19 protein-coding genes are annotated in these 22,359 nt (G+C 62.0%); 18 read left to right on the plus strand and 1 reads right to left on the minus strand.

Annotation, left to right across the window (positions count from 1 at the left end):
* The first annotated feature begins 140 nt into the window (after positions 1–140).
* The 18 genes from V6943_RS17455 (at position 141) to pcaD (ending at position 20,327) form a co-directional block, all read left to right on the plus strand.
* The gene (locus tag V6943_RS17455) at positions 141–1,037 is read left to right on the plus strand and encodes a LysR family transcriptional regulator (protein ID WP_131651570.1); all 897 of its coding nucleotides are present in this window, start codon (positions 141–143) and stop codon (positions 1,035–1,037) included.
* Positions 1,038–1,241: 204 nt separating this feature from the next.
* Positions 1,242–2,195, plus strand: a complete 954-nt coding sequence (locus V6943_RS17460) for an AraC family transcriptional regulator (protein ID WP_131651705.1) — start codon at positions 1,242–1,244, stop codon at positions 2,193–2,195.
* A gap of 134 nt (positions 2,196–2,329) precedes the next feature.
* Positions 2,330–4,261, plus strand: coding sequence for a hybrid sensor histidine kinase/response regulator (locus V6943_RS17465; RefSeq protein WP_340554868.1), 1,932 nt, complete (start codon positions 2,330–2,332; stop codon positions 4,259–4,261).
* 228 nt (positions 4,262–4,489) lie between these two features.
* On the plus strand, positions 4,490–5,851 hold the full coding sequence (gene benA / locus V6943_RS17470; RefSeq protein ID WP_340554869.1) for a benzoate 1,2-dioxygenase large subunit: 1,362 nt from the start codon (positions 4,490–4,492) through the stop codon (positions 5,849–5,851).
* Positions 5,852–6,340 carry a benzoate 1,2-dioxygenase small subunit gene (benB, locus tag V6943_RS17475; RefSeq protein ID WP_122078671.1) on the plus strand — a complete coding sequence of 163 codons (489 nt, stop codon included), beginning with the start codon at positions 5,852–5,854 and terminating at the stop codon, positions 6,338–6,340.
* A gap of 10 nt (positions 6,341–6,350) precedes the next feature.
* Positions 6,351–7,361 carry a benzoate 1,2-dioxygenase electron transfer component BenC gene (benC, locus tag V6943_RS17480; protein WP_131651567.1) on the plus strand — a complete coding sequence of 337 codons (1,011 nt, stop codon included), beginning with the start codon at positions 6,351–6,353 and terminating at the stop codon, positions 7,359–7,361.
* A gap of 335 nt (positions 7,362–7,696) precedes the next feature.
* Entirely contained in the window at positions 7,697–8,476 is a 780-nt protein-coding gene (locus tag V6943_RS17485) for a 1,6-dihydroxycyclohexa-2,4-diene-1-carboxylate dehydrogenase (protein ID WP_340554870.1), read from the plus strand.
* 61 nt (positions 8,477–8,537) lie between these two features.
* Positions 8,538–9,881, plus strand: coding sequence for an MFS transporter (locus tag V6943_RS17490; RefSeq protein WP_340554871.1), 1,344 nt, complete (start codon positions 8,538–8,540; stop codon positions 9,879–9,881).
* A gap of 28 nt (positions 9,882–9,909) precedes the next feature.
* Positions 9,910–11,031 carry a muconate cycloisomerase family protein gene (locus tag V6943_RS17495; RefSeq protein WP_340554872.1) on the plus strand — a complete coding sequence of 374 codons (1,122 nt, stop codon included), beginning with the start codon at positions 9,910–9,912 and terminating at the stop codon, positions 11,029–11,031.
* 16 nt (positions 11,032–11,047) lie between these two features.
* Entirely contained in the window at positions 11,048–11,338 is a 291-nt protein-coding gene (catC, locus tag V6943_RS17500) for a muconolactone Delta-isomerase (protein ID WP_181104182.1), read from the plus strand.
* A 65-nt stretch (positions 11,339–11,403) separates the two neighbouring features.
* Entirely contained in the window at positions 11,404–12,342 is a 939-nt protein-coding gene (catA, locus tag V6943_RS17505) for a catechol 1,2-dioxygenase (RefSeq protein ID WP_340554873.1), read from the plus strand.
* A 221-nt stretch (positions 12,343–12,563) separates the two neighbouring features.
* Entirely contained in the window at positions 12,564–13,787 is a 1,224-nt protein-coding gene (locus V6943_RS17510; RefSeq protein ID WP_340554874.1) for a benzoate/H(+) symporter BenE family transporter, read from the plus strand.
* A gap of 112 nt (positions 13,788–13,899) precedes the next feature.
* Complete coding sequence (locus V6943_RS17515) at positions 13,900–15,168, plus strand: OprD family porin (protein WP_340554875.1); 1,269 nt, start codon at positions 13,900–13,902, stop codon at positions 15,166–15,168.
* Positions 15,169–15,254: 86 nt separating this feature from the next.
* Positions 15,255–16,097, plus strand: coding sequence for an IclR family transcriptional regulator domain-containing protein (locus V6943_RS17520; protein ID WP_340554876.1), 843 nt, complete (start codon positions 15,255–15,257; stop codon positions 16,095–16,097).
* Between the two features lie 388 nt (positions 16,098–16,485).
* Positions 16,486–17,343 (plus strand): CoA transferase subunit A, encoded by an 858-nt coding sequence (locus V6943_RS17525; RefSeq protein WP_131651558.1) that lies wholly within the window; start codon positions 16,486–16,488, stop codon positions 17,341–17,343.
* Complete coding sequence (locus V6943_RS17530; protein ID WP_340554877.1) at positions 17,343–18,137, plus strand: CoA-transferase subunit beta; 795 nt, start codon at positions 17,343–17,345, stop codon at positions 18,135–18,137. The genes V6943_RS17525 and V6943_RS17530 overlap by 1 nt, the downstream gene beginning before the upstream one ends.
* Entirely contained in the window at positions 18,134–19,339 is a 1,206-nt protein-coding gene (gene pcaF, locus V6943_RS17535) for a 3-oxoadipyl-CoA thiolase (RefSeq protein ID WP_340554878.1), read from the plus strand. The genes V6943_RS17530 and pcaF overlap by 4 nt, the downstream gene beginning before the upstream one ends.
* Before the next feature lie 199 nt (positions 19,340–19,538).
* On the plus strand, positions 19,539–20,327 hold the full coding sequence (gene pcaD, locus V6943_RS17540; protein ID WP_340554879.1) for a 3-oxoadipate enol-lactonase: 789 nt from the start codon (positions 19,539–19,541) through the stop codon (positions 20,325–20,327).
* Between the two features lie 577 nt (positions 20,328–20,904).
* On the opposite strand, the gene V6943_RS17545 is transcribed toward pcaD, so the two are convergent.
* Positions 20,905–22,170 (minus strand): OprD family porin, encoded by a 1,266-nt coding sequence (locus tag V6943_RS17545; protein WP_340554880.1) that lies wholly within the window; start codon positions 22,168–22,170, stop codon positions 20,905–20,907.
* Between the last annotated feature and the right edge of the window lie 189 nt (positions 22,171–22,359).

Here is a 22,359-nt window from a genome sequence, read left to right on the forward strand (position 1 = left end):
TTGTTGTTGGTAGTCGTTGAATCCGAGTGTCTGCGTCGCGATTAGATTTGTTAAGTTGATTTTTAAGCGTTATTAATTGACTAAACAGAATAATCCAGCGGCTGCTGTTCGCTGCTGCACCTCGATCCGGATGCAAATCGATGACCATCAAACAGCTGCGCGCCTTTCTTGCCGTGGCGCATACCTTAAGCTTCGCGCAGGCCGGTGAGCGTCTACACCTATCGCAATCGGCGCTGAGCCTGACGATCAAATCCCTGGAGGACGGATTAGGCGGGCGGTTGTTCAGCCGCACCACCCGCGCGGTGAGCCTGACGCCGGAAGGTGAAGCCCTGCTGCCGCTGGCGCGTCGATTGCTGGCTGATTGGGATAACGCCGAGGACGAGCTGCGTCAGCGCTTCACTCTGAAGCAGGGGCGCGTGGCGCTGGCTTCGATGCCCTCGTTTGCCGGCAACCTGTTACCGGCCGTGCTCGGCACCTTTCGCCAGCAATATCCATCGATCAGCGTCACCGTGCATGACGTGATCAACGAGCAGGTGATGGACATGGTTCGCGACCGGCAGGTCGAGCTGGGCATCGCCTTCGAGCCCGAACCCACCACGCCGCTGAGTTTCACGCCTCTGTACACGGATCGCTTCGTGGCTGTGGTGCCCGCCGACTCGGCGCTGGCGAGCCAGGCCGAAGTGAGTTGGGAGGCGCTGCTGCAGCAACCCTTTATCACCTTGCAGCGGCCTTCCACCGTGCGCTTCATGCTGGAAGACCACCTGCGCCAGCGCGGGCGCAGCCTGCCCGTGCAGCTTGAAAGTCATCAGCTGGCAACGGTTGGGCGCATGGTCGCCAGTGGCTTGGGCGTGAGCGCCGTGCCGGCGCTGTGCCGCGAGCAGATGCTGGAAGTCGGGGCTTGTTGTGTCGCGCTGGGTGATCCGGTGATCGAGAAACCGGTGGGCATACTGACCAAGCCCGGCCACGAGCTCTCGGTCGCCGCCCAGGCCATCGCCGATACCCTGCGTGCCTCTACGAGTTATCCCGGCACGGCTTGAAGCGAGCGCTCCGCTGGTCGGGTAACGCCGAAAATGTGCGGTTACCGGCCGGTCGGCTGTTGGCCGTTGGTCCAATCACCTATTGTGCTCGGACGCGTTATCGTTGATTTGAATCAAGTCCGGGTGGCAGAGCTGCACCCATGGCTGGACTGGCGACCGGCAATCAATGCCGGCGTAACTATAAAAATAGCGAGTGCCTTGATGATGGATAGTCTGCTGAAAGAGCGAAGCATGATTTTCGATCGCGCCGATCCTCACGCGGTGTCCGAGTACGTCAATCAGCACGTCGGTTCGCATTGCATCCAGCTACCCCGCACCGGTAACCCCCAGGCCAGCCTGAGCCATTGCAAGTTCGGCAATCTCGACCTTTGCCAGTTGAGTTATGGCGGCAGCGTGCACGTTACCTCGCAGGCGCTGGAAACCATCTATCACCTACAACTGCTGCAGCGCGGACATTGCCTCTGGCGTGGCCGCGGTCAGGAGCATTACTTCACGCCAGGTGAGTTGCTGCTGATCAACCCGGACGATCCGGTCGACCTGACCTATTCCGACGATTGCGAAAAACTCATCGTCAAAGTACCCGCATCCTTTCTGGAAAAGGCCTGTACCGAGAACCAGTGGCGGGCGCCGAGCGAAGGCATTCGCTTTGCCGCCAACCGCTACGAACTCAAGCAGCTCGATGGCATCGAAAGCCTGCTCGGACTGATCTGCCAGGAGGCCGAAGCCGAGCACTGCATTCCGCAGCTGCAAGAGCAGTACAGCCGCATCATCGCCTCGAAGCTGCTGTGCACGCTGGCCAACAACATCTACCGCGAGCCCTTGAACGAGAGCTGCCCTTCGTTCGGCCGCATTACCGACTATATAGACGAGCATCTGAAGAAAGACATTTCGGTCGAGCAGCTGGCGCAGCTGGCCAACATGAGTCCGCGCTCGCTGTACATGTTGTTCGATCGGAAGGTCGGCACCACGCCGAAGTCCTACATCCGCCAGCGCAAACTGGAGCAGATCCACGGACGGCTGAGCGACCCTTCGGACAAGGTGCGCAATATCACAGAGATCGCGATGGACTATGGCTTTCTGCATCTCGGACGTTTCTCGGAAACCTACAAGAGTACTTTCGGCGAACTGCCCTCCGACACCCTGCGCAAGCATCACTGAAGCGACTGCTCGGCTCCACAGGTGCGCCGAGGGCGCAGTTGAGCACTTTGGCTCGGCTTCACAACGTCACTCCTTTCTTTTAAATGCTTGGCTAACCATAATCCTGACCAAATCACTCGGGTGTAGGTACTTCAATGCAAGGCACGGCATCTTCGGATGTGTCGATTACGGCGCCGGAGCGTTATCGGCTACTTATCGATGCAGTGACCGACTACGCCATCTATATGCTTGATGTCGACGGCAAGATTGCAAGCTGGAACACCGGTGCGAGACGCTTCAAGGGGTACGAAGAGGCCGAAGTGATCGGCCAGCATTTCTCCCGCTTTTATACCGACGACGACCGTGCCGCAGGATTACCTCAGCGCGCACTGGATGTTGCAGCAGCCGAGGGTCGCTTCGAAGGGGAGGGCTGGCGTGTGCGCAAGGATGGCACGCGCTTCTGGTGTCACGTGGTGATTGATCCAATCTGGTCGCCCACTGGCAGTTTGCTCGGCTTTGCCAAGGTCACTCGCGACCTGACCGAGCGCAAGCTGGTTGAGGAATCGCTGAAACAGAGCGAACAGCAGTTTCGCTTGCTGGTGCAGGGCGTCACTGATTACGCCATCTATATGCTTGATCCGACAGGGCGGGTGACCAACTGGAACATGGGCGCCCAGCGCATCAAGGGCTATCTGCCCGACGAGATTATCGGACAGCACTATTCCGCTTTTTTTACTGCTGAAGACCGAGAGAACGGCGCTCCGCAGCGCGGTCTCGATACGGCTTTGCGTGAAGGGCGGTTCGAAAGTCAGGGTTTGCGTGTGCGCAAGGACGGCTCGCGCTTCTGGGCCAATGTGGTCGTCGACCCGATCCGCAGTGAGACGGGCACCCTTATAGGCTTTGCCAAGATTACCCGCGACATCACCGAAACCGTCGAGGCCCAGCGTGAGCTGGAAGAGGCGCGGGAGGCGCTGTTCCAGTCACAGAAATTGGAATCCTTAGGCCGATTGACCGGGGGCATCGCCCACGACTTCAACAATCTTCTGATGGCCGTACTGGGCGGGTTGGAGATTGTGCGCCGACGGGTGCCTGACGATCCGCGAATCGTCCCGTTGCTGGACAACGCCATTCGCGGTGCCCAGCGCGGCGTCTCCCTGTCCCAGCGCATGCTGGCCTTTGCGCGGCGCCAGGAACTCAATCTCGAACTGGTCGATGCGCCGGCGCTGATACGTGATATGGCCGATCTGCTCCAGCAATCGCTTGGCCCTCGGATTCAGATCGAAACCCGTTTTCCTCTCTCGCTCAAACCCGTCCTGGCGGATGCCAACCAGATCGAACTGGCGCTGCTCAACCTGGCGGTAAATGCCCGGGACGCCATGCCAGAGGGCGGCACCGTCACCATCTCGGCGCGTGAACACCGACTCGACTCAAAGGATGGCGGACTGGAACCCGGAGACTATCTCTGCCTGGCCTTGGCCGATGAGGGCGAGGGCATGGACGAGGCGACGCTCGAACGGGCAACGGAGCCGTTTTTCACCACCAAAGGTGTCGGTAAAGGCACGGGGCTGGGACTCTCGATGGTCCATGGCCTTGCCGCGCAGTCTGGTGGCGGTTTGGTGCTCAAAAGCGAGAAGGGGCGTGGCACCACCGCTGAGCTGTGGCTGCCGCTTGCCGCGGGTGGCGGTATGCCGGCTGAAGCTGAACAGTCGCAGACGTCCGAGTCGCATTGCCCTGTGGCGCTCAGCGTATTGGCGGTGGATGACGACCCCCTTGTATTGATGACGACCGGCGCGATGCTCGAGGAGCTTGGTTGCCATGTGTACGAGGCGGAGTCAGCGAAGCAGGCGCTGGAAATCCTCGCGCAGAACAGGGTTCATCTAGTACTGACCGATCAGGCCATGCCGCAAATGACCGGCACACAACTGGCCGAAGTCATCAGGCAGCGGTATCCAGACCTGCCGGTGATCCTTGTCACTGGTTATGCCGACCAGCCAACCGGGTTGGCAGGCGACCTGCCCAGGCTCGGCAAGCCCTTCACTCAGGATGACCTGGCGCAGAGCATCGCTGCGGTAATGAGCCAATCCTGACGGTTAACCCTAGGGCCAGCCCTCACTGGGTTGGCCCAACGCCCCGCCTGTTTCACTCCTTCCGTTTATACCCCCCAGATTCTTCGCCATATCCGCTTACATGAGCGGATCGCTCCGCCTGTTGTTTTGCAGAAAACGGATAGAGGTCCTGCAGAAAACGGATATTGATACCCCTCCCAGCGCCTTAGCCTTCATCACGTAGAAACAATAACAATGGAGGCCCCGGCCATGGCCCTGGGATTCGATTACCTTGATTCGCTTGTTGAAGACGACAAAGAAAAAGGCATCTTCCGCTGCAAGCGCGAGATGTTCACCGACGAGCGCCTGTTCGACCTGGAGATGAAGCACATCTTCGAGGGCAACTGGATCTACCTCGCCCACGACAGCCAGATTCCCGAGAAGAACGACTACTACACGACCTATATGGGTCGCCAGCCGATCTTCATCGCGCGCAACAAGGAAGGCGAGCTCAACGCCTTCATCAATGCCTGCAGCCATCGCGGTGCGATGCTGTGCCGCTTCAAGAGCGGCAACAAGGCCACATATACCTGCCCGTTCCATGGCTGGACCTTCAACAACTCCGGCAAGCTGCTCAAGGTCAAGGATCCCAAGGAAGCCGGCTACCCGGACAGCTTCAACTGCGACGGCTCCCACGACCTGAAGAAGATCGCCCGCTTCGAGTCCTATCGCGGCTTCCTGTTCGGCAGCCTGCGTGAAGATGTCGCCCCGCTGGAAGAATTCCTCGGCGAGTCGCGCAAGATCATCGACATGGTGGTGGACCAGTCGCCGGATGGCATCGAAGTGCTGCGCGGCTCCTCCAGCTACGTCTTCGGCGGCAACTGGAAGCTGACCGCGGAGAACGGTGCGGACGGTTACCACGTCACCGCCGTGCACTGGAACTACGCCGCCACCCAGAACCAGCGCAAGCTGCGCGAGGCCGGCGAAGAGATCCGCACCATGAGTGCCGGCGGCTGGGGCAAGAAGGGCGGTGGCTTCTATTCCTTCGAGAACGGCCACCTTTTGCTCTGGACGCGCTGGGACAACCCTGAAGACCGTCCGCTGTACAGCCGCCGCGACGAGCTGGTCGCCGAAGTCGGCGAGGCTCGTGCCGACTGGATGATCGGCAACTCGCGCAACCTCTGCCTCTACCCGAACCTCTACCTGATGGACCAGTTCGGATCGCAGCTGCGCATCGCCCGGCCGATCTCGGTCGACGAGACCGAAGTCACCATCTACTGCATCGCGCCCAAGGGCGAGAGTGCCGAGGCGCGTGCCCGCCGCATTCGCCAGTACGAAGACTTCTTCAACGTCAGCGGCATGGCCACGCCGGACGACCTCGAGGAATTCCGCGCCTGCCAGGCCGGCTTCCAGGGCCGCGCCATGGAATGGAACGACATGTCCCGTGGCGCCAAGCACTGGATCGAAGGCGCCGATGAGGGAGCCAAGGAAATCGATCTGCATCCCTTGCTCAGCGGCGTCCGCTCCGAGGACGAAGGCCTGTTCGTCATGCAGCACCAGTACTGGCAGCAGCAGATGATCAAGGCCGTGAAGGCGGAACAGGATCAGCTGATCCACGTGGAGGGCGCATAGATGACCATTTCCTATGAAGCCGCGCGTGATTTTCTCTACCGCGAGGCGCGCTATCTCGACGACAAGGAGTGGGACGCCTGGCTCGAACTCTATGCGCCGGACGCCAGCTTCTGGATGCCGGCCTGGGATGATCGCGACCAGTTGACCGAAGATCCCCAGAGCGAAATCTCGCTGATCTGGTACGGAAACCGCAGTGGTCTGGAAGACCGCGTGTTCCGCATCAAGACCGAGCGCTCCAGTGCAACCATTCCGGACACCCGCACCACCCACAACATCAGCAATCTCGAGTTGCTCGAGCAGGCCGATGGCTTCTGCAAGCTGCGCTACAACTGGCACACCATGAGCTTCCGCTACAAGACGGTCGATCACTTCTACGGCACCAACTTCTACACCTTGGATGTGCGCGGCGAGAACCCGCTGATCAAGGCCAAGAAGGTCGTGCTGAAGAACGACTACATCCGCCAGATGATCGACGTGTACCACCTGTGAGGGCGCAGCCATGACCTACAACATCGCACTGAATTTCGAAGACGGCGTAACCCGCTTCATCGAAACCAACCTCGGCGAAACCGTGGCCGACGCCGCCTACCGCCAGGGCATCAACATCCCGCTGGATTGCCGTGACGGCGCTTGCGGTGCCTGCAAGTGCTTCGCCGAAGCCGGCCGCTACGACCTCGGCGAGGAATACATCGAGGATGCGCTCAGCGAAGATGAAGCCGAACAGGGTTACGTGCTGACCTGCCAGATGCGCGCCGAGAGCGATTGCGTGATCCGCGTACCGGCCTCCTCGCAGGTGTGCAAGACCGAGCAGGTCTGTTTCGAAGCCGCCATCAGCGGTGTCCGCCAGCTGTCCGAAAGCACCATCGCGCTGTCGGTCAAGGGCGAGGCCCTGAACCAGCTGGCGTTCCTGCCGGGGCAGTACGTCAACCTCAAGGTGCCGGGCAGCGATCAGAGCCGAGCCTATTCCTTCAGCTCGCTGCCCAGGGATGGCGAAGTCAGCTTCCTGATCCGCAACGTGCCGGGCGGGCTGATGAGCAGCTTCCTTACCGGCCTGGCCAAGGCGGGCGACAGTCTGACCCTGGCCGGTCCGCTGGGCAGCTTCTACCTGCGCGATATCAAGCGTCCGCTGCTGTTGCTGGCGGGCGGCACCGGCCTCGCGCCATTCACCGCCATGCTGGAGAAGATTGCCGAGCAGGGCAGCGAGCATCCGCTGCATCTGATCTACGGCGTAACCCTTGATCACGATCTGGTGGAAATGGACAAGCTCGAAGCCTTCGCCGCGCGCATCCCCAACTTCACCTACAGCGCCTGCGTGGCCAGCCCCGACAGCGCTTACCCGCAGAAGGGCTACGTCACCCAGCACATCGAGCCGAAGCACCTTAACGACGGCGAGGTGGACATCTATCTCTGCGGCCCGCCGCCGATGGTGGAGGCGGTCAGCCAGTTCATCCGTGAACAGGGTCTGCAGCCAGCGAACTTCTATTACGAGAAATTCGCCGCCAGCGCCTAGTTTCCACGCTCCAGCGTGGGAACCCTGGTTGCGACGCACTGCCGGGACGTGGAGCGTCCGGGGCGGCATTCCACGCGGAGCGTTGGAACGATCAACGTCGCAGTTCAAATTTGTAGGGTGGGCTTCAGCCCACCAATGGGGTGCTGGCGGTGGGCTAAAGCCCACCCTACGGTACTGATTGAGACGCTCTGCGTCGGTTGCTAGAGAGCTGAGACGCGGAGCGTCCAGGGCTGGCGTTCCCACGCGGAGTGGGAACGATCAGCACTCCAAGCCGGCGGTGGCGTCAGCCGCGAAGATGTTACGAGCACTACGGATGTATCTGTTGAGGTAACCCAATGAACATGCGTTTCCAAAATAAAGTTGCGGTAATCACCGGTGCCGCCCAAGGCATCGGTCGCCGCGTGGCCGAGCGGATGGCCGAGGAGGGCGGATGCCTGCTGCTGGTCGATCGCTCCGAGCTGGTCCACGAACTGGCCGACGAGCTCGGCGCCAACGGCGCGCAGGTTCTCACCCTGACCGCCGATCTCGAGCAGTTCGCCGATTGCCACCGGGTGATGGACACCGCCAAAACCCACTTCGGACGTCTCGACATTCTGGTCAACAACGTCGGTGGCACCATCTGGGCCAAGCCCTTCGAGCACTACCAAGAGCACGAGATCGAAGCCGAAGTGCGCCGCTCACTGTTCCCCACGCTCTGGTGCTGCCACGCCGCGCTGCCGCACATGCTGGAGCAGGGCAGTGGTGCCATCGTCAACGTCTCTTCCATCGCCACTCGCAGCCTCAACCGCGTGCCCTACGGCGCAGCCAAGGGCGGCGTGAACGCGCTGACCGCCTGCCTGGCCTTCGAGAATGCCCAGCGCGGCATTCGCGTCAACGCCACCGCGCCGGGCGGCACCGAGGCGCCGCCACGGCGCATTCCGCGCAATACGGCCGAGCAGAGCGAGCAGGAGAAGGTCTGGTACCAACAGATCGTCGACCAGACCGTCGATTCCACGCTGATGAAGCGCTACGGAACCATCGACGAGCAGGCCGGCGCCATCCTCTTCCTGGCCTCCGATGACGCCTCCTACATCACCGGCGTGACCCTGCCGGTGGGCGGTGGGGATCAGGGCTGATCACGATTCTCGGCACTAACGACACGCAGTTTCTACAACAAAAACAATAGAGAGCCTTGCCATGCGAAAAGTAGATGTTCACGAAATCATCGATAACGCCCGCTTCAGCCAGTTTCACTGGCTGGTCATGTGCCTGTGCGCATTGCTGCTGATTTTCGACGGCTATGACCTGTTCATCTACGGCGTGGTCCTGCCGGTGATCATGCAGGAATGGGGGCTGACCCCGCTGCAGGCCGGCGCGCTGGGCAGTTACGCGCTGTTCGGCATGATGTTCGGCGCGCTGATCTTCGGCACCCTGGCTGACCGCATCGGACGCAAGAAGGGCATCGCGATCTGCTTTCTGCTGTTCAGCGCGGCGACCGTGCTCAACGGCTTTGCCAGCACGCCAACGGAGTTCGGCATCTTCCGCTTCCTGGCCGGTCTCGGTTGCGGCGGGCTGATGCCCAACGTCGTTGCGCTGATGAACGAGTACGCACCGAAGAAACTGCGCAGCACCCTGGTGGCAATCATGTTCAGCGGCTACTCGCTGGGCGGCATGTTCTCCGCCGGGCTGGGCATCTACATGTTGCCGCGCTTCGGCTGGGAGGCGATGTTCTTCGCCGCCGCCGTGCCGCTGCTTTTGCTCCCGGTGATTCTCTGGAAGCTGCCCGAATCGGTGGGTTTCCTGGTGCGCCAGGGCCGTACCGAACAGGCCCGCAAGCTGCTCAACCAGATCGAACCGAGCCTTGCTCTCAGCGCCAGCGACGAGCTAGTGATGAACGAAGTGAAGGGCAAGAGCGCTTCGGTGCTGGAACTGTTCCGCGACGGCCGCGGCGTGCGCACCCTGTCGATCTGGATCGCCTTCTTCTGCTGCCTGCTGATGGTCTACGCGCTGGGCTCCTGGCTACCGAAGCTGATGGCCAACGCCGGTTACAGCCTGGGTTCGAGCCTGTCGTTCCTGGTGGCGCTGAATCTGGGTGGCATGTTCGGCGCGATTCTCGGCGGCTGGCTGGGTGATCGCTTCAATCTGGCCAAGGTCGTGGTGGCCTTCTTCGCAGTGTCGGTGGTGTCCATCAGCCTGCTGGGCTTCAAGACGCCGATGCCGGTGCTCTACGCGCTCATCACCATCGCCGGCGCCACCGTGATCGGCACACAGATTCTGCTGTACGCAGCCGCCGCGCAATTCTACGGCCTGTCGATTCGCTCCACCGGTCTTGGCTGGGCGTCCGGCATCGGCCGCAACGGCGCCATCGTCGGTCCATTGCTGGGCGGGGCGCTGCTGGGCATCAACCTGCCGCTGCAATTGAATTTTATGGCCTTCGCCATTCCAGGCGTGATCGCTGCGCTGGCCATGACCGTCTTCGCCGTTTCCGGGCAGCGCAACAGCGATGCCGTGCCAGCCGGTCTGTCGGCGGCGAAAGCCTGATCACTGAAATAGGACTCCGGGAGCCGTTATGAGCCACACCCTGATCGAACGCATCGATGCCGTCATCGTCGACCTGCCCACCATTCGTCCGCACAAGCTGGCGATGCACACCATGCAGCAGCAGAAGCTGGTGATCATCCGCGTGCGTTGCAGCGATGGCATCGAAGGCATCGGTGAATCCACCACCATCGGTGGCCTGGCCTACGGCAACGAAAGCCCGGAGAGCATCAAGACCAACATCGACAGCCACCTCGGCCCGCTGCTGGTCGGCCAGGATGCGGCCAATATCAATGCCGCCATGCTGCGGTTGGACAAGGCGGCCAAGGGCAACACCTTCGCCAAGTCCGGCCTGGAAAGCGCGCTGCTCGATGCCCAGGGCAAGCGCCTTGGGCTGCCGGTCAGCGAGCTGCTCGGCGGGCGAGTGCGCGACAGCCTGGAAGTCGCCTGGACGCTGGCCAGCGGCGATACCGACAAGGACATCGCCGAAGCCGAGCAGATGCTCGACATCCGTCGCCACCGGATCTTCAAGCTGAAGATCGGCGCCAACGAAGTGAGTGCCGACCTCAAACACGTCATTGCCATCAAGAAGGCGCTGGGTGAGCGTGCCAGCGTACGGGTCGACGTCAACCAGTACTGGGACGAATCCCAGGCCATCCGCGCCTGCCAGGTGCTGGGAGACAACGGCATCGACCTGATCGAGCAGCCGATCTCGCGCGTCAATCGTGCCGGTCAGGTGCGCCTGAACCAGCGCAGCCCGGCGCCCATTATGGCCGACGAGTCCATTGAGAGCGTCGAAGACGCCTTCAGCCTGGCCGCCGACGGTGCCGCCAGCATCTTCGCCCTGAAGATCGCCAAGAACGGCGGCCCACGCGCTGTGCTGCGCACCGCGCAGATTGCCCAAGCCGCCGGCATCGCGCTGTATGGCGGAACCATGCTCGAAGGCGCCGTCGGCACCCTGGCCTCGGCCCACGCCTTCGTCACCCTGAACACACTCACCTGGGGCACCGAGCTGTTCGGCCCCTTGTTGCTCACCGAAGAAATCGTCACCGAGGCGCCGGTCTATCGCGACTTCCATCTGGAAGTACCGCGCACGCCCGGCCTCGGCCTGACCCTGGACGAAGAGCGCCTGGCGTTCTTCAGCCGCAAGTAAAACGGAGGTTCGCAAGATGCTGTTCCACGTAAAGATGATCGTGAAGTTGCCGGTGGACATGGACCCGGCCAAGGCCGCCAAGCTCAAGGCGGACGAGAAGGAACTGGCCCAGGGCCTGATGCGCGAAGGCAAGTGGCGTCACCTGTGGCGCATCGCCGGCCAGTACGCCAACTACAGCGTGTTCGACGTGGCCAGCGTGCAGGAACTGCACGACACCCTGATGCAGCTGCCGCTGTTTCCCTACATGGATATCGAAGTCAATCCGCTGTGCCGCCATCCGTCCTCGATTCGTGACGACGACAGCTGATTGATTTTCCGGGCCGGGGTTTGCCCCGGTCGGTGTAACGATAATTACAAAATGAGGCCTGAGCCATGACTGTGAAAATCTCTAATTCCGACCACGTCCAGAACTTCTTCAACGAAGCCAGTGGCTTTCAGAGCGATGAAGGCAGCAGCCGTCTGAAGACAGTGATCAACCGCATCCTGGTCGACACCGCAAAGATCGTCGAAGACCTGGAAATCACTCAGGATGAATTCTGGAAAGCGGTGGACTACATCAACCGCCTCGGCGGGCGTAATGAAGCGGGCCTGTTGGCAGCCGGGCTTGGCATCGAGCACTTCCTCGATCTGCTGGAAGATGCCAAGGATGCACAGGCCGGCCTCACCGGCGGCACCCCACGCACCATCGAAGGCCCGCTGTACGTGGCCGGTGCGCCGATCGTCGAGGGCGAGGCACGCATGGATGACGGCAGCGAAGATGGCGTGGCGACCGTCATGTTCCTCCAGGGCAAGGTCACCGGGCCCGATGGCAAGCCGCTGGCCGGCGCCACCGTCGACCTGTGGCACGCCAACACCCAGGGCAACTACTCCTATTTCGACAAGAGCCAGTCTGAGTACAACCTGCGCCGGCGCATCGTCACCGATGCCGAAGGCCGCTACCGCGCGCGCAGCATCGTGCCGTCCGGCTACGGCTGCTCGCCGGATGGTCCGACGCAGGAAGTGCTCGATCTGCTCGGCCGTCACGGTCAGCGTCCGGCGCATATCCACTTCTTCATCTCCGCGCCGGGCCATCGCCATCTCACCACGCAGATCAACCTGGCGGGCGACAAGTACCTGTGGGACGACTTCGCCTACGCGACGCGCGACGGTCTGATCGGCGACATCCACTTCAACGACGATCCTGAAGCCGCCCATGCGCGCGGTGTGGAAGGGCGCTTCGCCGAAGTGGAGTTCGACTTCCAGTTGCAGCAGGCGCCAGCGCCGCAAGCCGAGCAGCGCAGCAAGCGCCCGCGCGCATTACAGGAAGCCTGAGCCTGTCGGATGAGGCTCTTTACCATCCACTCTTCGGGTTCCGTAGGGTGGATGGGTGAGGCGACAACCACCCTACGCCAGCGCCGAGACTCGTAGGGCGGATGACGCTTCTTTCCTCTCCCGACTCTGGCGATTTCCCGCGCCACCGTTTCATCGCTTACCCAACAACAAGAGCGATCCGGACACCGTCACGGATAGCCAGGCCTGTCTTGCGAGGCGTCATGAAAACGCTAATCAGGGATTGCTCCCTCTCCGCCGTGGTTGCCGGTTTCATCGCGACCATCATTTCCTACGCCGGCCCGCTGGTGATCATCTTCCAGGCAGCGAAGGCGGGCGGTCTGCCGCACGATGTGCTCTCGTCCTGGATCTGGACCATCTCCATCGGCAGCGGTGCGCTCGGCATCCTGCTGAGCCTGCGCTACCGGGTGCCGATCGTCATCGCCTGGTCGGCGCCCGGCTCGGCGTTGCTGGTGACCATGCTGCCGGACATCAGCATGAACCAGGCAGTGGGCGCCTACCTGGTATCGAACCTGATCATCCTGCTGGTGGGGCTGTCTGGCGCCTTCGACAAGGTGATCAGTAAACTTCCAGCGGCGATTTCGGCGGCGATGCTGGCCGGCATCCTGTTTCGCTTCGGTACCGAGCTATTCGTGTCGGTGAAGGATCAGCCCTGGCTGGTGCTGGCGATGTTCGCCACCTACCTGCTGTTCAAGCGCGCCATGCCGCGCTACGCGGTGATGGCGGTGCTGGTAGTGGGCGTCGCGATGGCGGTTGGCAGCGGTGAGCTGCGTAGCGAAGCGCTGGTGCTGGGCCTGGCCAAACCGGTTTGGATCACTCCCGAACTCAGCTGGCAGGTGATCCTGGGCGTGGCGTTTCCACTGGTGATGGTGGCGCTGACTGGGCAGTTCGTGCCGGGCATGGCCGTATTGCGCAATGCCGGCTACCAGACCCCGGCAAGTCCGCTGATCAGCGGCAGTGCACTGGGTACCTTGTTGCTCGCACCCTTCGGCTGCCACGGATTGAATCTTGCGGCGATCACCGCGGCGATCTGCACCGGCAAGGAGTCCCACGAAGATCCCGGCAAACGCTACATCGCCGGTGTTTCCGGCGGCGTGTTCTATCTGCTGCTGGGCATCTTCGGTGCGACCCTGGTGTCGGTGTTCACCGCCTTTCCTTCGGCGTTGATCGCCGCATTGGCCGGGCTGGCGCTGCTGTCGGCCATTGGCGCCGCCTTGCATGGCGCCATGTCGGTCCCGGCGGACCGCGAGGCGGCGCTGATCACCTTTCTCGTCACCGCATCGGGCATGTCGCTACTGGGATTGTCCGCCGCCTTCTGGGGGCTGATCTTCGGGATCGCCGCGCACCTGCTGCTGACCCTGAGAAAACCGGCAAAGGCCCCTGAGAACCAGGGCGCCAACCTCCAACGGGAGCAACCCGCGCGCTGAAGGCATTGCCTAGCGCACCAGCTAACGATCGAAAACCCTTGTCGCGCTCATCCGACCACGCCGGAAGGGCCGGCAGCGTGCACCTTGAAAAACAACAACAATGAGGAAATCCATGAAAAACCAGACGCAGATATCACGCCTCTCGTTGGCGGTCGGCGTAGCGCTCAGCGCATGCCAAGCAGTTGCCGAAGACGGCTTCATCAAAGGTGCCAGCGCCACTCTGCAGGCGCGCAACTACTACTTCAGCCGGGATTTCTCCGACATCGTCGGCGCCAACCAGCAGTCGAAGTCGGAGGAGTGGGCGCAGGGCTTCATCCTCAACATCAAATCCGGCTACACGCCGGGTACGGTCGGTTTCGGCGTGGATGTACTGGGCCAGTTGGGCATCAAGCTCGACAGCAGCGCCGACCGGGTCAATACCGGCTTGCTGCCGACTGGCAGTGACGGCAAGGCGGCGGACGACTTCGGCCGCATCGGCGCCGCGCTCAAGGCACGCTTGTCGAAAACCGAGCTGAAGGTCGGCGAGCTGACACCCAACCTGCCGGTGCTGACCTTCAGCGACATCCGCCTGCTACCGCCTACCTACCAGGGCGCCAGCATCGTCTCGCAGGAGATCGATGGGCTGACCCTGCAAGCCGGCCAGCTGCATTCCGGCAGCGTGCTCAATGAAGCCGGCGACGGCTCAATGCGCGCGAAGCTCGGCCATGTGCCGCAGCTGGGCGGCAACGCCGAAACCGACCGCTTCAACTATGCCGGTGCCGATTACGCCTTCAACGACAAGCGCACTTCGGCGGGCGTCTGGTATGCGCAGCTGGAAGATATCTACAACCAGCGCTTCTACAGCCTCAAGCACAGCGAGCCGGTGGGCGACTGGGTGCTCGGCGCCAATCTCGGATTCTACGATTCGAAGGAAGACGGCGAGGGGCTACTGGGTGATATCGATAACCGCGCGCTGTTTTCGGTGCTGTCCGCCAAGCGCGGCGGCCACACCTTTTCCATCGGTTACCAGGCGATGTTCGGCGACGATGCCTTCCCTCGCGTGTTCAACAACGTCACGCCGCTGGGCAACGAAGTGCCCACCTATGAATTCGCCGGCGCCGACGAGCGCTCCTGGCAGGTACGCCACGACTTCGATTTCGCTGCCGTTGGCATGCCGGGTCTGGTATCCACGGTGCGCTACATCCGTGGCGACAACGTCGATACCGGCTTGGGCTTCGAGGGTAGGGAGTGGGAGCGCGACCTCGATCTCGGCTACACCTTTCAGGGCGGTGTGCTGAAAGGTCTTGGCGTCCGGGTCCGCAACGTCACAGCGCGCTCCAACTACCGCAGCGATATCGACGAGAACCGGCTGATCTTCAATTACACCTGGCAACTGCTCTAGAACGTCATCGGCCTTGGTGATGTGCTTTGCGATTATCGAACTTGTGGACGATAATCGCCCATCGCTCCCGACAAGGCTGTCCGCCCATGAACGAAGAATCCCGCCCTAGCATCGCGCCCACCGCGCCGGCGATCATCGCGTCGCCGGCCAAACGCATCGAAGCCCTGACCGGCGACCCGAACTTCATGACCTCGCTGGCCCGCGGTCTGGCGGTGATTCACGCGTTCCAAGAGCGAAAACGCCATCTGACCATCGCACAGATCAGCCACCGCACGGAGATACCCCGTGCAGCGGTGCGGCGCTGCCTGCACACGCTGATCAAGCTCGGCTACGCCACCACCGACGGGCGCACCTATTCGCTGTTGCCCAAGGTGCTGACCCTCGGTCACGCCTACCTGTCATCGACTCCGCTGGCGGTTACCGCGCAGCCGATCCTCGACCGCCTCAGCGATCAACTGCACGAAGCCTGTTCCATGGCCACGCTGGAAGGCGACGAGGTGCTCTACGTCGCACGTTCTGCGACGCCGCAGCGATTGATTTCGGTGGATCTCAGCGTCGGCAGCCGTCTGCCGGCCTATTGCACCTCCATGGGCCGAATTCTACTGGCGGCGCTCGATGACGCCGCGTTGGACGACTACCTGGAACACGCCAATCTGCAGATCAAGACCAGCCGCACGCTGCATACGCCCGAGGCCATTCGCGCGGCCATTGCCGAGATTCGCCAGCAGGGTTGGGTGATCATCGATCAGGAACTGGAGGTCGGCTTGCGGTCGCTGGCCGTCCCGCTGAAGGATTCCGCCGGGCAGGTGTTAGCCGCGTTGAACGTCGGTACTCATGCCAGCCGGGTGACCCGGCAGGAGCTGGTAACGCGCTTTCTGCCGGTGTTGCTGGAGGCGAGCAAGGAGCTGAGTACGCGGCTGTTTCACTGACAGCGATGCCGCAGTCGGATCGGTGAAGCGTGCCCCGACTCTGGTCCAGCTGCCATCACCGGTGGGCTGAAGCCCACCCTACGTCGCTGAACGCGAAGCGGACAGGCAGCCGGAGCGGGACCTTGGCGTGTTCTTCCGTAGGGCAATCTCGTCCGATTTCGCCTGCACGGGGTACGACTGTAGGGTGGGCCGGGCGGCGCTCCGCTTCAGCCCACCGCAGCGAGAACGGAGTCTTTACCCGCAGTAGAATCATTAACTCCAAGGCCATCATTCTGTTCGATTAACGAACGATTAATCGATTATCGGATTGTTCCAGGGCCTGGCGATGGTTAGTGTGGATCGTAAGCACTCTCTAGCGGGTGCACCCACGACCACAAGAGACTGACCCATGGCCGAGCTTCTTTCCCTTGGCGAAGCAATCGATCGCTTCGTTAGCAATGGCGACACCGTCGCCCTTGAAGGCTTCACCCATCTGATTCCCACCGCCGCCGCCCACGAGCTCATTCGTCAGGACAAGAAGGATCTGACGCTGGTGCGCATGACGCCCGACCTGGTCTACGACCTGCTGATCGGTGCCGGTTGCGCAAAAAAACTGATCTTCTCCTGGGGCGGCAATCCCGGCGTCGGCTCGCTGCACCGCCTGCGTGATGCGGTGGAAAAGCAGTGGCCGCAGCCGCTGGAGATCGAAGAGCATAGCCACGCCGACCTGGCCAACGCCTACGTCGCCGGCGCATCAGGCCTGCCGTTCGCGGTGCTGCGCGCCTACCTGGGTTCCGACCTGCCGAAGGTCAATCCGATGATCAAGTTCATTGACTGCCCCTTCACCGGCGAGAAGCTGGCGGCGGTCCCAAGCGTGCGTCCGGACGTCACCGTGATTCACGCGCAGAAGGCCGATCGCAAGGGCAACGTGCTGATCCAGGGCATCCTCGGCGTACAGAAGGAAGCCGCACTGGCGGCCAAGCGCTGCATCGTCACCGTCGAAGAAATCGTCGACGACCTGCAGGCGCCGATGAACGCCTGCGTGCTGCCGACCTGGGCGCTGACCGCCGTCTGCCTGGTGCCGGGCGGGGCGCATCCGTCCTACGCCCATGGCTACTACGAGCGCGACAACCGCTTCTATCAGGATTGGGACCCGATTGCCCGCAGCCGTGAGTCCTTCACCGCCTGGATCGATGAATTCATCCGCGATACACCCGATTTCAGTGCATTCCAGGCCAAGCTGGCCGCGCAGCAGGAGGCCAAGTAATGAGCACTCACGCCAATGACTACAGCACCAATGAAATGATGACCGTTGCCGCCTCGCGCCGACTTGGCAATGGCAGCGTCTGTTTCGTCGGCATCGGCCTGCCGTCCAAAGCGGCGAACCTGGCGCGCCTGACCCATGCTCCGGAAGTCGTGCTGATCTACGAGTCCGGCCCCATTGGCGCCAAGCCCTCGGTATTGCCGCTGTCCATCGGTGACGGCGAGTTGGCCGAGACCGCCGATACCGTGGTGCCTACCGGTGAGATCTTCCGCTACTGGCTGCAGGGCGGGCGCATCGATGTGGGTTTCCTCGGCGCGGCGCAGGTGGATAAGTACGGCAACATCAACACCACGGTGATCGGCGACTATCACCAACCGAAAGTTCGCTTGCCAGGGGCGGGCGGGGCGCCGGAAATTGCAGGGTCGGCCAAGCAGGTGTTGATCATCCTTAAGCAATCGCACCGTACCTTCGTCGACAAGCTGGCGTTCATTACATCCGTCGGTTTCGGCGAGGGCGGCGAGCATCGCAAGCAGCTCGGGCTGCCGGGCAGCGGGCCGGTAGGCATCATCACCGATCTGTGCATCATGGAGCCCGAAGCTGGGTCCAATGAATTCGTGGTGACTTCGCTGCACCCGGGCGTGACCCGCGAGCAGGTGATCGAGAACACCGGCTGGGCCATCCGTTTCGCCGACAATCTGAGCGAAACTGCGCCGCCCACCGAGACAGAACTGGAAGCTCTGCGTGCCCTTGAGGCCCGCACGGCCGCCGCCCACGGACAATCTGGAGGTGACGAGTGACACGCGAAGTCTTTATCTGCGACGCCGTACGTACGCCCATCGGCCGCTTCGGCGGCGCCTTGGCCGCCGTGCGCGCCGACGATCTGGCCGCAACCCCGATCAAAGCGCTGCTGGAGCGCAATCCACAGCTCGATCCGGCGGCCATCGAAGAAGTCTTCATGGGCAGCGCCAACCAGGCCGGCGAGGACAACCGCAACGTGGCGCGCATGGCCGCGCTGCTGGCCGGGCTGCCGGAAACCGTGCCGGGTGTGACCCTCAACCGTCTCTGCGCTTCGGGCATGGATGCGGTGGGCAGCGCCTTCCGCGCCATCGCCTGTGGCGAAATGGAATTGGCCATCGCCGGCGGTGTCGAGTCCATGACCCGCGCGCCCTATGTGATGGGCAAGGCCGACACGGCGTTTGGCCGCACGCAGAAGATTGAGGACACCACCATCGGCTGGCGCTTCATCAACCCCAAGATGAAGGAAATGTACGGCGTCGATGCCATGCCGCAGACCGCCGACAACGTGGCCGAAGAACACAAGATCAGTCGTGCGGATCAGGATGCGTTCGCCCTGCGCAGCCAGCAGCGCACCGGCAAGGCGCAGGCCGCCGGCTTCTTTGCCGAAGAGATCGTCCCGGTGGTGATCAAGGGGCGCAAGGGCGACACCGTCGTCGATACCGACGAGCATCCGCGCCCCGATACCAGTGCCGAAGCGCTGGCCAAATTGAAACCGGTTAATGGTCCCGACAAGACGGTCACCGCGGGCAACGCATCAGGCGTGAACGACGGTGCGGCGGCGCTGATCCTGGCCAGCGCCGAAGCAGTGCGGAAGTACGGCCTCACGCCGCGCGCGAAGGTGCTCGGCATGGCCAGCGCCGGAGTGGCGCCACGGGTGATGGGCTACGGCCCTGTACCGGCGGTGCGCAAGTTGTGCGAGCGATTGAACGTGGCCGTGAGCGACTTCGATGTGATCGAACTCAACGAGGCCTTCGCTGCCCAGGCGTTGGCGGTCACTCGTGATCTGGGGCTGGAAGACGACAGTCCGAAGGTCAACCCGCAGGGCGGTGCGATTGCCCTCGGCCACCCGCTGGGCATGAGCGGCGCGCGCCTGGTCATGACTACCGTGCACGCGCTGGAAAAGTCCGGTGGCAAGCTCGGCTTGGCGACCATGTGTGTAGGTGTGGGGCAGGGGTTGGCGCTGGCGGTCGAGCGGGTCTGACTTCTTGCGCGAAGGATGGTGGGCTGAAGCCCACCCTACGGCTAATCAAGCTCCGGTAGGGTGGGCTTTAGCCCACCGTTCTTATCCCATCACCGCATACACGGCCTTTGATGAATTCCTTGTGCCGCGGCACGCCGCAAGTCATCGTTTTTTACTCGTTTGCGGCTACCTTTAGATCAACTTCCTAGGGAGATTCTTCATGCCCACCGTCAAACTCGCCGATGGCGAACTGAATTACCGTCTCGAAGGTCCGGTCGATGCGCCGGTGCTGGTGCTGTCCAACTCGCTGGGTACCGATCTGCACATGTGGGATGCACAGATCCCCGAGTTCAGCGAACACTTCCGCGTGCTGCGCTATGACACCCGCGGCCACGGCGGCTCTGCCGTCACGCCGGGGCCTTACAGCATCGAACAGCTTGGGCAGGACGTCTTGGGCCTGGTCGATTCCCTTGGCATCGACCGTTTCGCCTTCTGCGGCCTGTCCATGGGCGGTCTGATCGGCCAATGGCTGGGCATCAACGCCGGCGAGCGGCTGACGCGGTTGGTGATCTGCAATACCGGGGCGAAGATCGGCACTGACGACGTCTGGAACGAGCGCATCGACACCGTGCTCAAGGGTGGCGAGCAGACCATGCGCGACATGCGCGACGCCTCCATCGCACGCTGGTTCACCCCGGCATTCGCCGAGCAGCAGCCGGCACAGACGCAGCGCATCACACAAATGATCGCCAGCACCTCGCCCGAAGGTTATGCCGCTAACTGCGCAGCGGTGCGTGATGCTGATTACCGTGAGCAGCTGGGCGCGATCAAGGTGCCGACGCTGGTCGTTTGCGGCAGCAAAGACCCGGTGACCACGCCTGAGCATGGGCGCTTCATACAATCTCGCATCGAAGGGGCCGAGCTGGTGGAGTTCGAGGCTGCGCATTTGTCCAACGTTGAGGTTGGCGATGCTTTCACGCAGCGCGTGTTGGGGTTTCTTCGGGATTGATTTGAAAGGCAACGTTCATTGAGGGGGGCTTTGGGATTGAGCTTGAAGCCGGACTGGGAGGTTTATGTGTTCGCCCGTTTTGGCATTTGGTTGCCGCCTCGGCGTGTTCTAAAGCTCCTAGCTGCGCCCCTCAACCAGCTTTACCTCTCTCTGCTGAATGTTGTCATGGCGTCAGACGTGCGCTCAGTCGCCCCATCAGGAGGGTGAGCGGAATCGTTGCGCAGAGGGGCGAGCCGCAGGACGCGGCGAGAGTCGTAAAGGGCCATGGATGGCCCTTGTGCGACGGCCCTCGGAGCGGCGATGGAGTGAACGAACCCGGAGCGAAGCGCAGGGCCGGATGCAGGGGCAAGACTTTTTGGTTCCTTTTGGGGCGTTTGCCAAAAGGGGCTCGCCCAGCAGGGTGAAACAGAAGTCATCGCGAAAACACGGCATAAGCATGTGCACCCGTAGTACCAAAACCAGAAACACAGTCAGTCCAACGGTTACACGCGTTCTATAACGCCAAAACCAAAAAAACCGGGCCATGGCAGGCCCGGTAAAACCAACGAGGAGCGGAGCGTTCAGTGCCGCTGCGCTGTTACCACAGCGCCATGGTGTAGCTGAGGATCAAGCGGGTTTCGTCCAGATCGCTGCCGAAGTTGCTGCGCACGGTCGCGTTGCGCACCTTCAGTCCGAGGTTTTTCAACGGTCCGCTCTGGACTACGTAGGCGACGTCGGTGTTGCGTTCCCATTCCTTGCCTTCGCTCAGCCCGGCACCGCGATCGACGTTGTCGCCGGTCACGTAGCGGGTCATCAGGCTCAATCCGGGGATGCCCATGGCAGCGAAGTCATAGTCATAACGGACTTGCCATGACTTCTCGTCTTCGTTGCCGAAGTCATTGATCTGCAAAAGATTGATCAGCGAGTTGTCGCCACCACTGATGTAGGCGAAACCGGTATCGCCACTCATCTTTTGGTAGCCCCCAGTGAAGCCATGGCCACCGATCTTGTAGGTGAAGAGCGCGCCGAAGGCGTTGTTGTCGACGTTGCTGCCGCCATCGTCGGTGGAGCGCACGTAGCGCAGATCGGTCTTGAAGCTCTGGTTATCACCGATCGGCAGCACGTGCACGACGTTGAAGTTGTGCTGGTCGTAGATGCCATCCAGCCCGCCGTAGTAGTAGCTGCCGGTCAGTTCTGGAGTGAACTGGTAACGGCCGCCAGCGAACAGGAATTCGTCGCTGGTGGTCTTGTTGCCAAAGGTGATGTTGCGCAGACCGCCGTTGAAAACGGTCATGTCTTCGCTGTCCGACGAGTCGCGATAGCTGACATCGGTGAGCTTGCCGGTGTCGAGGGTGAGGCCGTCGATTTCCTTGCTCTGCAGCCAGGCGCCGCGATAGGTGTTGGGCAGCAGGCGGCTGTCGTTACGCATGATCACCGGCAGAACCGGCTGCAGCGTGCCGACATGCAGGGTGGTGTTGGACATCTTCGCCTTTGCCGTCAGGCCGGCGGAGCCGTAATCGTCCTGAGCGCGGTTAGGCGCCTCCCTGTCTCGCTGCAGGATTCCGGTACCCGTACGATCCGGGCTGGAGTCGAGCTTGACGCCGAGCAGGCCGAGGGCATCGACACCGAAGCCGATCGGACCTTCGGTGTAGCCAGATTCGAATTTCAGAATGAAGCCCTGAGCCCATTCCTCGGCCTTGGCCTGGGTGGACTCGCTGCCGCGAAAGTCGCGGTTCATGTAGAAGTTGCGCAGCTCGATGGCCGCTTTGCTGTCGTCGAAGAAAGCCGCGCTGGCGGGTCCGGCGACGCTCAGTGCGGCGCCTGCGCATAGCAGTTGGCAGATGGTCTTGCGGTCATGTTGCATGGGGTTTCCTCTTGTTGTTATGGGTGCAGCGTTGCGGATGAATCACTGGCAAAGTCGTACCGATTCAGGTCTGCGCCTATCTGGAACGATGGAACTGCTTGAGCGAATGCCGTGCCAGTCCCTTAAAACCAAGCGAAAAAAGATGAATGGAACCTGAAACAAGCGAGCCAGAGGGGTGCAGGCGGTTGG

This window comes from Pseudomonas sp. CBC3 (genome assembly GCF_037967085.1).
GTDB lineage: Bacteria > Pseudomonadota > Gammaproteobacteria > Pseudomonadales > Pseudomonadaceae > Stutzerimonas.

Bases quoted from the DNA above. Each gene is read 5' to 3' on its own strand.
- catC (WP_181104182.1), top strand. From the start codon at position 11,048: ATGCTGTTCCACGTAAAGATGATCGTGAAGTTGCCGGTGGACATGGAC.
- V6943_RS17495 (WP_340554872.1), top strand. From the start codon at position 9,910: ATGAGCCACACCCTGATCGAACGCATCGATGCCGTCATCGTCGACCTG.
- V6943_RS17455 (WP_131651570.1), top strand. From the start codon at position 141: ATGACCATCAAACAGCTGCGCGCCTTTCTTGCCGTGGCGCATACCTTA.
- V6943_RS17510 (WP_340554874.1), top strand. From the start codon at position 12,564: ATGAAAACGCTAATCAGGGATTGCTCCCTCTCCGCCGTGGTTGCCGGT.
- catA (WP_340554873.1), top strand. From the start codon at position 11,404: ATGACTGTGAAAATCTCTAATTCCGACCACGTCCAGAACTTCTTCAAC.
- V6943_RS17460 (WP_131651705.1), top strand. From the start codon at position 1,242: ATGGATAGTCTGCTGAAAGAGCGAAGCATGATTTTCGATCGCGCCGAT.
- V6943_RS17465 (WP_340554868.1), top strand. From the start codon at position 2,330: ATGCAAGGCACGGCATCTTCGGATGTGTCGATTACGGCGCCGGAGCGT.
- V6943_RS17490 (WP_340554871.1), top strand. From the start codon at position 8,538: ATGCGAAAAGTAGATGTTCACGAAATCATCGATAACGCCCGCTTCAGC.
- pcaD (WP_340554879.1), top strand. From the start codon at position 19,539: ATGCCCACCGTCAAACTCGCCGATGGCGAACTGAATTACCGTCTCGAA.
- V6943_RS17515 (WP_340554875.1), top strand. From the start codon at position 13,900: ATGAAAAACCAGACGCAGATATCACGCCTCTCGTTGGCGGTCGGCGTA.
- benB (WP_122078671.1), top strand. From the start codon at position 5,852: ATGACCATTTCCTATGAAGCCGCGCGTGATTTTCTCTACCGCGAGGCG.
- benC (WP_131651567.1), top strand. From the start codon at position 6,351: ATGACCTACAACATCGCACTGAATTTCGAAGACGGCGTAACCCGCTTC.
- V6943_RS17545 (WP_340554880.1), bottom strand. From the start codon at position 22,170: ATGCAACATGACCGCAAGACCATCTGCCAACTGCTATGCGCAGGCGCC.
- V6943_RS17525 (WP_131651558.1), top strand. From the start codon at position 16,486: ATGGCCGAGCTTCTTTCCCTTGGCGAAGCAATCGATCGCTTCGTTAGC.
- benA (WP_340554869.1), top strand. From the start codon at position 4,490: ATGGCCCTGGGATTCGATTACCTTGATTCGCTTGTTGAAGACGACAAA.
- V6943_RS17485 (WP_340554870.1), top strand. From the start codon at position 7,697: ATGAACATGCGTTTCCAAAATAAAGTTGCGGTAATCACCGGTGCCGCC.
- V6943_RS17520 (WP_340554876.1), top strand. From the start codon at position 15,255: ATGAACGAAGAATCCCGCCCTAGCATCGCGCCCACCGCGCCGGCGATC.
- V6943_RS17530 (WP_340554877.1), top strand. From the start codon at position 17,343: ATGAGCACTCACGCCAATGACTACAGCACCAATGAAATGATGACCGTT.